5 protein-coding genes and 1 pseudogene are annotated in these 12986 nt (G+C 48.4%); all 6 read left to right on the forward strand.

Annotation, left to right across the window (positions count from 1 at the left end; genetic code table 11):
- Nucleotides 1-1016: pseudogene (locus tag QZW47_RS11745) on the forward strand (hypothetical protein); the annotation flags it as partial.
- 302 nt (nt 1017-1318) lie between these two features.
- The gene (locus QZW47_RS11750; protein WP_293127336.1) at nt 1319-4261 is read left to right on the forward strand and encodes an S-layer family protein; all 2943 of its coding nucleotides are present in this window, start codon (nt 1319-1321) and stop codon (nt 4259-4261) included.
- 578 nt (nt 4262-4839) lie between these two features.
- Nucleotides 4840-7866, forward strand: coding sequence for a filamentous hemagglutinin N-terminal domain-containing protein (locus QZW47_RS11755; RefSeq protein ID WP_293127338.1), 3027 nt, complete (start codon nt 4840-4842; stop codon nt 7864-7866).
- A gap of 238 nt (nt 7867-8104) precedes the next feature.
- Nucleotides 8105-10720 (forward strand): CHAT domain-containing protein, encoded by a 2616-nt coding sequence (locus QZW47_RS11760; RefSeq protein ID WP_293127340.1) that lies wholly within the window; start codon nt 8105-8107, stop codon nt 10718-10720.
- Between the two features lie 169 nt (nt 10721-10889).
- A complete protein-coding gene (locus QZW47_RS11765; RefSeq protein ID WP_293127342.1) occupies nt 10890-11318 on the forward strand; it encodes a hypothetical protein in 429 nt (142 codons plus the stop codon).
- A gap of 94 nt (nt 11319-11412) precedes the next feature.
- Nucleotides 11413-12351: a gamma-carotene 1'-hydroxylase CruF gene (cruF, locus tag QZW47_RS11770; protein WP_293127344.1), complete on the forward strand. Its 939-nt coding sequence runs from the start codon at nt 11413-11415 to the stop codon at nt 12349-12351.
- Nucleotides 12352-12986: the final 635 nt, after the last annotated feature.

Genomic DNA, 12986 nt, shown 5'->3' on the forward strand with positions numbered 1-12986 from the left:
GCGCTTTCAATATTTTATTGAAAGCTTTGAGAGATACCTCCCAAGCCGGAATCCTGACCGATTTTCAGGTTTTGCCATACACAGCTTGCCGAGGATTGCCGGGAATTGCCGGGTTAAATGTATCTGGTAATATCAATATTGTTGCAAATTCGATCGCTCTCGACACCAAAGGCAGCATTGATGGCGCGACTGTATCGGGTACAGGAGCAAATATCAACCTACAAGCGCGAGATATCCAGTTGCGACGCGGGAGCAGAATTACAACGGATGCAGGTACTTCTGAGGGTGGAAATATCGCCCTCAACAGCGATATTTTGGTAGGGCGAGACAATAGCGACATCACCGCCAACGCTCGCAGCGCTGCGGGCGGCCGCGTGAATGTCAACGTCCCGAATGTCTTGGGCTTTGGAGTAGCGAGCCGCGAACAAGTCAGAGGCAATTTGGGACTGAGTGACGCACAATTTGCAGCTTTGCAAGTAAGTCCGACATCTCTGCTTGACAGCAGCGACATTGCCGCCTTTTCTCAAAGTGTCGGCCCGGCTTTGCAAGGTACTGTTACTTTTAGTGATTCTGGGGTGAATCCGGGTCGAGGTTTGGTGGAACTGCCGCAAAATCTGGTGAATCCGGCTGCTTTAATTGCGGCAAATCCCTGCACGGAAGCGGCCGAGAGCGCGTTGATTGTTACTGGTCGGGGGGGATTGCCAGCTCTTCCTCAGGACTCTCTGGACACCGCAGAAACGCCGTTTCCGTGGGTGGAAATAGAAGGAAGAAGTCCGATGGAAGTCGGAAGAAGGGAAGAAATAGAAGGAAGAAATGCAACGGGTAATGTACGGGATTTAAGGGATGTAACAGATAGAAGTTCGAGGGAATTCGGGGAAAAGAGGGATGGGGAAGTTGTTCCGCCTCGCGGGTGGGTGATGAATAATCGAGGGGATGTGACGCTGGTGGCGGCTGAAGTTGGGGGTGAATTTCCACAGCGCGCCAAACATCCTGTCTCGGTTTGTCAGCCGCGATAAAAGTTGACATCATCTCGATCGAATGCTGGTCGATCGCTGGGAGCAGGCATTCTGCTACACTGCGGGTGATATCACCTGCGATCGATTAGCATCACCAAAACTGTTCTGTGCCGAATGCGAGTCCGCTTTCAGGCGGAGGACTCGCATTCGGCACTACGAACCAATATTACTGCTGATATGAAAGATTGTATCTGCACGGATGTGGAGAAACATTTGAGGGGCGTTCGATGATGGGGCGATCGAACTCTGACCATAACAAACATCTACTGTTCTAGCAAATATTTTCACTTAAGGCGATCGTCATGACTAATTACAAATTGCCAATTAGCCATCAAGCTTACTTTTTCCTAATTAATTTTTACTTGTTACTTCTGGCTTTCCCAGCCCGCGCCCAAATCGTCCCCGACAGCAGCTTGGGTGGCGAAAGTTCGCGAATTGTTCCCGATACAATCAACAACTTACCCTCAGATAGAATCACCGGCGGCGCCACTCGCGGCTCCAATCTTTTTCACAGTTTCCGAGAATTCAACATCAAAAGCGGAGAGGGAGCTTATTTTGAAAATCCCCGCGGCGTGTCTAATATTTTCACTCGCGTTACTGGCGGCAACTCTTCTAATATTTTAGGAACCTTGGGAGTCCAGGGAAACGCCAATTTATTTTTAATCAATCCCAAAGGAATTGTGTTCGGCCCCAACGCTCGGTTAGATTTGCGCGGTTCATTTATCGGTACAACGGCTGAGGGCGTAGTGTTTAATAACGGGTTTGAATTCAGCAGCACCAACCTGCAAACATCACCGCTGCTGACAGTTAATATTCCCGTAGGTTTAAGATTTAGAGACAATCCCGGTACAATTGTCAATCAATCCACGGCTTCAGGAAAAACAAATCTGCCAGCATCTCCCGTACCAATTCCGATTACAGAGCGAGTAGGTTTAGCAGTAGACCCCGGTCAAACTTTAGCGCTAATTGGCGGGAATGTCCAAATTGCCGGGGGCAATTTAACGGCTAGCGGCGGACAAATTGCACTCGGTAGCGTTGCCAGTCCGGGTGTAGTTAATGTGGCACTTACAGCGCCGGAACTAGGAAATTTAAGTTTAAATTATGGCAATATTCGGAATTTTGGCAATATTCAAATATCCAATGGAACACTTATCAATACCAGCGGCATCGGTGGCGGCAGAGTAGAGATTAAAGGTGGAAATGTCACCATTAATGCAGCGCGAATTTATGCGCTGACATTGGGAAATATTGATGGTAGAGGTATCGAAATCGGCGCCCAACAGTTGCGAGTGCAAAACGGCGCACAATTTTCTACTTTTACTTTAGGAGATGGTGCTGGAGGCAATATCAACTTGCGGGCTGCTGATTCGGTAGAAATGAGCGGGGTGGGAGTTGATGGCTATCAACAGGTTGTAATTAAATATCTCGTATCGGGAACGACAGACCCATTTGACCCGCTATTTATGCTGTTTAATGGTAGTGCTGGTGCTGGTGCGGGGGGGAATATTGCGATCGACACCGGACGCCTGCTCTTCAATAATGGGGTAGTTGGTAGCGGGATTACTTTTGGCAGCGGTAGGGGCGGCAATTTAATCATTCGCGCCAATACTTTTGAGATGGTAAGTTCTGGAGTCAACAACGGCACGGCAAAAGACAGTAGCGGTGCAGGGGGAAGCATTACTATTGACGTGTCCAAATTAATTATGCGCGACGGTTCTCTTCTGGGTACTACCAGCTACAGCAGCGGCCCGTCGGGGAATATTAACGTGAAAGCTGTTGAATCAGTCGAGTTGTCTAACAACGGCCCGAGAACAGTTGTATCAACTGGAATTAGCACGCTGAGTATCGGCTCTACGGGCCGCGCGGGAAATATTAACATTGATACGAAGCGGTTGAGTCTTTCTCAGGGTTCTGCGTTTACCTTAGGAACGGGTGTATTGATTGGCAGGCTCTTGTTTTCTCAGGATGGCGGGCCAGCGGGAAACTTAACAGTTAGGGCGAGCGAATCAGTAGAAGTTTCCGGGATTTCTCCACTTTTAACCAGCGGAATTCAAAATGCTAGCGCGCTGACTTCTGGAACTTTAAGCTCTAGTCGTGGCGGGGATATTCGGATTGATACGCCCAGCCTGACTGTGCGGGATGGGGGGATAGTTTCTACAAGTTCTTTGGGTAAGGGAGATGTGGGGAATATTACTGTGAATGCCGATCGCATTTTGGTCAGCGGTAGCGGTAATAACGGTTTGTTTGTCAGTACAATTGATGCTTCCGTTGGCAAGACTTTCGGTACTAATCCTAATGCTACAGCAAATGCCGGTTCCTTGAATTTGACTGCGCGCGATCGACTAACTGTCACCAACGGAGCTACAGTCACAGTACAGGCTACAGGAACCGGGCGCGCTGGTAATATTAATGTGGTCGCAAATTCGATCGGCCTCGACAACAAAGCCAGGATTGACGGTACAACTGTATCCGGTACCGGAGCAAATATTAACCTGCAAGCACAAGACATCCAACTGCGTCGCGGGAGTCGAATTACCACCGATGCGGGCAATTCTGACGGCGGCAATATCAACATCAACAGCGGGATTCTGCTAGCCCTCCCCCAAGAAAACAGCGACATCACCGCCAACGCCCGCACAGCAGCCGGCGGCCGCGTCAATGTCAATGTCCCCAATGTCTTCGGCTTTAGGGCGGTGGGCCGCGAACAAGTCAGAAGCAACTTGAATCTCACCGACGCGCAATTTGCAGCTTTGCAAGTCAGCCCAACTTCCCTGCTTCCTACCAGCGACATCGCCGCGATTTCCCAAAACGCCGGCCCGGCTTTGCAAGGCGCGGTAACATTTAGTTCTTCTGGCGTGAATCCCGCTCAAGGTTTAGTAGAATTGCCCCAAAATGTGGTGAATCCGGCAGCATTAATTGCAGCAAATCCCTGCATTGAAGGAGCCGCCAACGAGTTTACTGTTACTGGTCGGGGGGGAGTGCCGCCCAGCCCAAATGACTCTCTGGGCACCGCAGAAACGCCGTTTCCGTGGGTAGAAGCCGCAGGCAATTCGGCAGCGAACACTGTACCGGATGTAAAGGAGAAAGTGATTCAGACAGAAGCGGAAAAAAAAGCTCGCGAAGTGGTTCCGGCGCGCGGTTGGGTAGTGAATGAGAAAGGAGAAGTTACCCTTGTAGCTTCGGAAGTTGCGGGTCAATTTCCACAGCGCACGCGGCCTCCTGTGTCTGCTTGTCAACCGCGATGAGTTGAAAATATAGCAGTTCTCAGAAAGGTGAGGTACGTTTAGGGTAATGGGTAATAAGCTGTTGCGGCATTTAAATTGTATATCAAAAAACCATCAAAATCTTGTGGGGTGGGCGTCCCGCCCGCCCTGAATATGCAATTTAAATGCGCGACAGCTTAAGTAATAGGTAATCGGTAATGAAAGAAAAAGGCAATCAATAAAAAGCTGGGCTCGTACCGCAGATGGTTTCGTGCTTTCTCAGCCATTACCCACTACCATAAGCGTGCCTCATCTTTGTGATAAAAGCTATAGCTTGTAGAAACAAAAAATCTCGCCGAATGTCAGCTAATTAAAGGTTAATTATGGTTCAATACGGTTTACTTAAGATTGTCCGAAGAGAGGAACGAAGCAAACAAGAGAGATTATTTTTCAGAGGTTTTTCCTGTTGTCATCTCTTAAGTGAACCGTATTGAATTATGGTTTTCCAATATCTCTCCTTGTGGAAAATCTTCAAAATTAATCAACTAAAAGACCCAGACTTAGCGGTTCTCAAAAAAGTGAGGATAGCCCTATGCCCTATGCCCTATGCCCTATGCCCTATGCCCTATGTCCTATGCCGGATAGTACCTCATCTCTCAGAGAAAGGCTCTAAATACTATATCTCTGGAGCGAGTTACCTGTTTTTTTTAAGTTTGTACTTGTGCTTGTTTCCCGGAAGTGCGATCGCCCAAATCGTCCCCGACGGCAGCTTGGGCGCCGAAAGTTCGCGGATTGTTCCCGATACAATCAACAACTTACCCTCAGATAGAATCACCGGCGGCGCCACTCGCGGCTCAAATCTGTTTCACAGTTTCGGACAATTCAACATCGGTGAAGGGCGGGGAGCTTATTTTGAAAATCCCCGCGGCGTGTCTAACATTTTTACCCGCGTTACGGGCGGAAACTCTTCTAATATATTAGGAACCCTCGGAGTCCAGGGAAACGCCAATTTATTTTTAATCAATCCCAAAGGAATTGTCTTCGGCCCGAACGCTAGGCTAGATTTGCGGGGTTCATTTATCGGTACAACGGCTGAGGGCGTAGTGTTTAATAACGGCTTTGAATTCAGCAGCAGCAACCAGCAAACATCACCGCTGCTGACAGTTAATATTCCCGTAGGTTTAAGATTTAGAGACAATGCCGGGACAATTGTCAATCAATCCACGGCTTCAGGAAAAATAAATCTGCCAGCATCTCCCGTGCCAATTCCGATTACAGAGCAAGTCGGTTTAGCAGTAGACCCCGGTCAAAGTTTAGCACTCATAGGTGGCGAAATCCAAATTGCGGGCGGAAATTTAACGGCTAGTGGCGGACAAATTGTACTTGGTAGCGTTGCCAGTCCGGGTGTAGTTAATTTGGCAGTGACATCGAACCCACAGCAGGGAAATTTAAGTTTAAATTATAATAACATTGATAACTTCGGCAGTATTCAAATATCTGAAGGAAGCCTCATAAACACGAGCGGAACAGGTGGTGGCAGGGTTGAAATTCAAGGTGGAAATGTCACCATTAACTCCGCGCGAATTTATGCGCTGACATTGGGAAATATTGATGGTAAAGGTATTGACATCCGCGCCCAACAGTTGCGAGTTCTAAACGGCGCGCAATTTTCCACCCAAACCATAGGAGATGGTGCTGGAGGCGATATCAACTTGCGCGCGACTGATTCAGTAGAAATGAGCGGGCTGGGAATTCAGGGCTATCAGCAGCTTGTAATTAAATATCTGGCATCGGGACTAATCGACCCATTAGATCCGCAATTAGTCTTGCTGAATACTACTCTTGGCGCTGGGGCGGCAGGAAATATTACCATCGATACCGGACGCCTGCTGATGCGGGATGGGGTAGTATTTGGCGGCATAACTTTTGGTGCTGGAAATGGTGGAAATTTAAGCATCCGTGCTAACACTTTTGAGATGCAGGGTTCTGGGAGCAACAACGCGACAACAAAAGGAAGTACCGGTGCTGTAGGAAATATTACCATTGATGTCCAAAGATTGAACCTGCGGGATGGTTCTATTATTGGCAGCACTAGCTACAGCGATGCTCGATCGGGAAATATAACTATTAAAGCTGCTGAATCGGTAGAATTGTCAAACACCATTTCTAGAACTGCTGTCGCCAGTGGCATCAGCACGCTTAGCATCGGCTCTACGGGAAAGGCGGGAGATATCACTATTGATACAAAACGGCTGAGTCTTTCTGGGGGCTCGGCGTTTACCTTGGGTAGCGGTGTCTCAGTTGGCGGGGTTGTCTTCTCTACGAATGGGGGGCCCGGAGGAAACTTAACAGTTAGGGCTAGTGAATCAGTAGAAATTGTAGGTATTTCTGAAGTTTTGAGCACCGGGGATCGAGTTGCTAGTGCTTTTTCTTCGGGCACGGTTAGTTCTAGCCGCGCTGGGGATATCCGCATTGACACGCCCAACCTGACTCTGCGGGATGGGGGCTTCATTGCTTCTAATTCTTCGGGTAAAGGGAACGTGGGGGATATTACGATTAATGCCGATCGCATTGAAGTAAATGGTACTTTGGGCAATCCTCGTTTTAACAGTTCTATTGATGCTTCCGTTGGCAACGTGACGGCTGAGAATCCCAATGCTACAGCGAATGCAGGTTCGGTAAATCTCAATGTCGGTAGATTGATTGTCCGGGATGGAGGCAAGGTGACGGTGCAGGCTTTGGGAACCGGGCGCGCTGGTAATATTAATGTGGTGGCAAATTCGATCGCCCTGGACAACAAAGCGAGGATTGATGGCAGAAGTGCCTCCGGTGTCGGAGCAAATATTAACCTGCAAGCACAAGACATCCAATTGCGACGCGGGAGTCAAATTACAACCGATGCGGGTACTTCTGAAGGTGGCAACATCAATATTAATAGCGACATTCTAGTGGGTTTGCCGCGAGAAAATAGCGATATTACTGCGAATGCGCGATCGGCTGCCGGTGGCCGAGTTAATATTAATGTCCCCAATATTTTCGGCTTTACGGCGGTGGATCGCGAACAAGTTCGAGCTCGTTTGGGATTAACAGATGCTCAATTTGCAGCGCTGCAAGTAAGTCCTACTTCTCTACTTCCTACCAGCGATATTGCGGCGATTTCACAAACTGGTGCGCCGGCTTTGCAAGGGACGGTAACATTTAGTTCTTCAGGGGTGAATCCCGCTCAAGGTTTAGTGGAACTGCCGCAAAATCTGGTGAATCCGGCTGCTTTAATTGCGGCAAATCCCTGCATCGAAGGGGCTGCAAACGAGTTTAATGTTACTGGCAAAGGAGGAGTGCCACCGAGTCCTAGCGATGCCCTCAGCAGCGCAGAAACGCCGTTTCCGTGGGTGGAAGCCGAAGGTTCGGCAACGGATTCTGTAGCGGATGTAACGGATGTCACGGATAGAAGTTCGCCAACTAGCAATGTACGGGATGTAACGGATAGAAGAAAGAGGGAAGAAGCAGAAAAACAAGCTCGGGAAGTTGTTCCGGCGCGCGGTTGGGTGGTGAATGAGAAAGGGGAAGTTAGCCTAGTTGGGTACAATCCGGGTAATGCTGCTGACTCTCGCAATCCTCGATCGAATTCTCTGTGCCCGCCACGCTGACGAGATGTTTTTTGGCTGCGGATAAATGCAGATTCATTTAGTAATTGGTAATGGGGAATTAGTAATTGGTAATGGGGAATTGCTTCGACTGACAACTATCAACTGAAAACTGTCAATTATTAACTGCCAATTATCAACTGCCAACTGAGAGGGCGGGCACGGGGGCACCGCCCCTACCAACTGTCAACTGCCAACTGCCAACTGCCAACTGCCAACTGTCAACTGTCAACAGAATGAAATGAAATTTACCCGATCGCTCCGACAAACAATTTTGTTATTTGTGATTTCCTGTCTACTAGCGGTTGCGATTCTTCCCGCAGTGGCTCAGATGAATGTACCGCCTGCATTACAGCTTTTGAGACAAGCTAAAACTCTCTACGCTTCGGAACGTTTTTCCGAAGCTGTAGGGCTGTTGCAGCAAGCGGTGGCGCAGTTTGAGGCGAAAGGTCAAAATCTCGATCGCGCCGCAGCGTTGAGCAATTTAGCCGCAACTTACGGGCAGCTAACACTTTGGGAACCAGCAGCACAAGCTGTGAATTCGAGTTTGTCGGTGGTGCGGGCGCAACCCACAACTCCGGAGCAGCAGCGGATTTTGGGGGAAACTCTCAACATTCAAGCACAGATTAAACTCGAACGAGGTCAGACTCAAGAGGCGATCGACATTTGGGCGGAATCTGCTAAAATTTTTGAGAAACTTGATAACAAAAACCAACTCGTTCAAGTTCAAATCAATCAAAGTCGAGGCTGGGAAAATCTGGGACTTTACCCGAGAGCTTGCAAAATATTGTTAGGTTCATTGAAGCTGGAAAACAAAAGTTGCGAAGTTTTAGATGCGGCTTTAGCTCGTTTAAAAAATCAGTCTATTTCCTTAGAAAATGTTCGAGGAATGAATGCTTTAGGCAGGGTGCTGCGGGTTTTGGGAAAACTCGATCGCTCCGAAGAGATACTGTTATTAGGACTTGATGCAGCCGTCCAATTGGGAGTCAGACAAGAGCAGGCTGCAATGGAGCTGAATCTGGGCAATACGCAACGCGCTAAAAGCAATAAACCAGGTTTAAGCCGTCAACAGCGGACAGAATTGGAACGCTCGGCTCTAGATTATTACGATCGATCGGCCCAAGACAACTCGGGGGCATCAACAATCGGGATGCAGGCGAAGTTAAATCAGTTGAGTTTGTTTGCTGACAGCAAAAATTCCGAGGAAGCAGGAGTTTTGTGGCGATCGATCGCACCTCAAATCTCTCAATTGCCATCGAATCGGGCTGGAATTTACGCTAGAGTTAATCTCGCAGAAAGCTTGATGAAATTGGATCGGTTCCCCATCGGTACTCCTGGTTTAAATGATATTGAAAAAATACTTTCAGATGCAGCATCCGCAGCAAACAGCTTGGGCGACAACCGCATACAAGCTTATATTTTAGGAGCTAAGGGCAAGGTTTACGAACGAAAGCAACAGCATTCTGTGGCTGAAAGTCTGACGGTAGAGGCTTTGAGTTTAGCACCGGCGTTTCAGTCTCCTGATATTGCTTATCAATTATTGTGGCAGCTCGGACGAATTCGGAAAGCTCAGGGAAATACACAAGGGGCGATCGTTCAATATACTCAAGCTGTAAATGTACTGTCTTCTCTGCGGGGCGATTTGGTGACAGTCAATCCAGAAGTGCAATTTTCGTTTCGGGAAAGTGCCGAACCGGTGTATCGCGAATTAGTCGAACTGCTTTTGCAAGAAGAATCGCCCAGTCAAGATAAGTTAAAGCAGGCGCGCCAAACTGTGGAATCTTTGCAGTTGGCAGAATTGGATAACTTTTTTCGAGATGCTTGTGCTGATGCTAAACCAAAGTCGATCGAGGAAATAGATCCGAAAGCGGCGGTGATTTATCCGATTATTTTGAGCGATCGTCTGGAGGTAATTTTGTCAATTCCCGGCAAACCCCTGCGCCGCTACAAAACTAAGAAGACTCAGGAAGAGTTAGAAACTGCCTTCAGACAAGCCAAAAATACCATCAGGCCTGCTGCTTTTCCCAGGGACAGGTTGCCCCCTGTCCAACAGGTTTACGACTGGTTAATTCGCCCAGCAGAGGCGGATTTGACCGCCAGCGGGATTAAAACTCTGGTATTTGTACTTGACGGTTATTTGCGGAATCTGCCGATGGCGGTGCTGCACGACGGCGAAAAGTTTTTGGTAGAAAAATACAGTATTGCTTTGGCGCCGGGGCTGCAACTGCTGGCGCCGAAGCCGTTGAGCCAAGTCAAGTTAAAAGTGCTCACGGCTGCTCTGTCGGAAGCGCGTCAAGGCTTCTCGGCTTTGCCGGGGGTGATGCGGGAAGTGAAGGAAATTGCAGCGCAGATGCCGGCGAGCGGGCTGCTAAATCAAGAGTTTGTCAGCGGGCAGTTGCACGATCGCATTAAAGCTTTGTCATACCCGATCGTCCATTTGGCAACTCACGGTCAGTTTAGCTCGAATGCGGCGGATACTTTTATTGTGACTTGGGATCGGAAAGTGAATGTTAAGGACTTCGATCGGCTTTTGCGATCGCGCACGGGAGAAAACCAACAGCCGATCGAGCTTTTGGTGTTGAGTGCTTGTGCGACGGCTGCGGGTGACAACCGGGCGGCTTTGGGTTTGGCAGGTGCGGCAATTCGATCGGGAGCCCGCAGCACCGCCGCCACCCTTTGGCAAGTCAACGACGAATCTACAGCTATTTTTATGACTGAGTTTTACAAGCAGCTTGCTTCTGCTAAAAGCAGCAAAGCTGAAGCCCTCCGCAACGCTCAATTAACCCTGCTGCAAAACCGAGAGTATCAAAATCCCTATTTTTGGGCGCCTTTCGTGCTGGTGGGGAACTGGCAATAATTTGACAGTTGACAGTTGACAGTTGACAGTTGACAGTTGACAGTTGACAGTTGACAGTTGACAGTTGACAGTTGTCTGTTGTCTGGGAACCGATATCTAAATACTCTGCATCGCCTCGGAAAAAATTTTCGGACGGGCAAGATGCCCGTTCCACAAGAAAACACAATGTTTGTGGGATGGGCATCTTGCCCGTCCCAGCCCCAACAAACAACAACAATGCTTTGTGGGATGGGCATCTTGCCCGTCCCAACCCCAACAAACAACACAATCTTTGTGGGATGGGCATCTTGCCCGTCCCAACCCCAACAAACAACACAATCTTTGTGGGATGGACATCTTGCCCGTCCCAGCCCCAACAAACAACAACAATGCTTTGTGGGATGGACATCTTGCCCGTCCCAGCCCCAACAAACAACAACAATGCTTTGTGGGATGGACATCTTGCCCGTCCCCACCCAAAAAACAACAACAATGTTTGTGCGATGGGCATCTTGCCCGTCCCCACCCCAAAAAACAACAACAATGTTTGTGCGATGGGCATCTTGCCCGTCCCAGTCAATCAGAAACCGGGTTTCTCGGAGGTGTGCACAAATCTTGAAAAAATGCCAGTGCCCAGTTCGTGTTGGTTTTTTGTAAAAAATTGTAAACTGTAACGAGTGCTTTCTGCATCTGATATTTTTTCGAGGAGTCCCATGAAGCAACTTTTGATGGCTGAGCGTTTTTGCCTGATAGCCCATGTCTTGTCAATGGCTTTTGGATTGGCAGGGTTGCTGCTGATTTTACCCCGTCCCGAATTGGTAATGAATTTACCGCCCGCCGGACAAACTTTGTTCCAGTGGGGGATGGCTGGGGGTGGAGTAGTTTATATCATTTTTGGTGCAGCGGCGGTTGCTCTCTATGCCTATCGGACGTTGGGGCTGGGTGCAACTTTGACATTTTTGCTGCCTTCGGTGTTTTTATCTTTGAGTAGCGAGTTGTTGGGAACCAGTACGGGTTTTCCCTTTGGCAATTACCACTATTTGAGCGGTTTGGGCTACAAAATTGCAGGGCTGGTGCCGTTTACAATTCCCCTGTCGTGGTTTTATCTAGGACTGGTTTCATATATAATTGCTCGCGCTGGACTCGCTGGCGGTAAAGGCGAACTGAACTGGGTGCGCCAAATAGGAGCGATCGCCCTTGGCGCTCTATTATTGACAGCTTGGGATTTTGTACTAGATCCGGCGATGAGTCAAACTGCTGTGCCTTTTTGGGAGTTTGAGGAACTTGGGGCTTTCTTTGGGATGCCTTACCGCAATTTGGCGGGCTGGATGGGTACGGGGGCTGTGTTTATGTCGGTAGCAGCTTTCTTTTGGAGAACTAGATCGATTAAATTAGAGCGATCGGAATTGGGTTTGCCTTTAATTGTTTATTTGGTAAACTTTGCTTTCGGAGCAATTATCACTGTCACTTCCTTGGATTCTCGCTTCTGGTTCCCGACATCCCTAGCTGTGCTTCTGGGTGTAGTTCCGGCGATCGTATTGAGCGCGATCGCGAAACCCGCAGCAGATGACTTAACAGAAGCAATTCCATCTTTGGAATCTGCTCTGAAAGCTGAAATTCCATCCGAGCGCGTGGGCGCTTTGCGGAAGTAAGCGACTGATGAGCGATCGCGACTGATTTGGCGAAAATTTACACGAAATTTTGAGCTAATTTAAAAACCCGGTTTCTACCAGAAACCGGGTTTTTTAGCTATAGAACCCATTTGATATCTATTTTGCGTAAATCTCAGAAACCGGGTTTCTCTCTATATTTCTCGTCACCCAACCCAAAAACTCGTAGAAACCCGGTTTCTCGCCCCTTGCGTAAATCTCAGAAACCGGTTTATCTCTATATTTCTCGTCACCCAACCCAAAAACTTAAAGATGTCAAATGGGTTCTATACAGCAATAGGCTTGGGATAAGAGATTCCAACAGGAAAAACCTATGAAAAATAGACACAGTTTGCTTCGTTCCTCTCTTCGGACAATCTTAACTGAACCGTATTGAGCTATACAGTATTTCTTCTATTTTCCCAATCTTGGTAACGGGCAACAAATGGTTAATCAAGTTGCTGCCCGATTGCGATCTAAAATTACCAGAAAGAATTGGTTTAAAGCCGGAACCCTTGTAGGGAGAAATTAAAAGAAGACTATTCATTACTCCAATCCTCTTCCTGACCGGGAGAGGTCGCCCTCATCCCCTCGGCTCCGCTACTTCGGCTACGCTCAGCACAAGTCGGGCCAAGCTG

The organism is Microcoleus sp. bin38.metabat.b11b12b14.051 (genome assembly GCF_013299165.1).
GTDB lineage: Bacteria > Cyanobacteriota > Cyanobacteriia > Cyanobacteriales > Microcoleaceae > Microcoleus.

Bases quoted from the DNA above. Each gene is read 5' to 3' on its own strand.
- QZW47_RS11750 (WP_293127336.1), top strand. From the start codon at position 1,319: ATGACTAATTACAAATTGCCAATTAGCCATCAAGCTTACTTTTTCCTA.
- QZW47_RS11755 (WP_293127338.1), top strand. From the start codon at position 4,840: ATGCCCTATGTCCTATGCCGGATAGTACCTCATCTCTCAGAGAAAGGC.
- QZW47_RS11760 (WP_293127340.1), top strand. From the start codon at position 8,105: ATGAAATTTACCCGATCGCTCCGACAAACAATTTTGTTATTTGTGATT.
- cruF (WP_293127344.1), top strand. From the start codon at position 11,413: ATGAAGCAACTTTTGATGGCTGAGCGTTTTTGCCTGATAGCCCATGTC.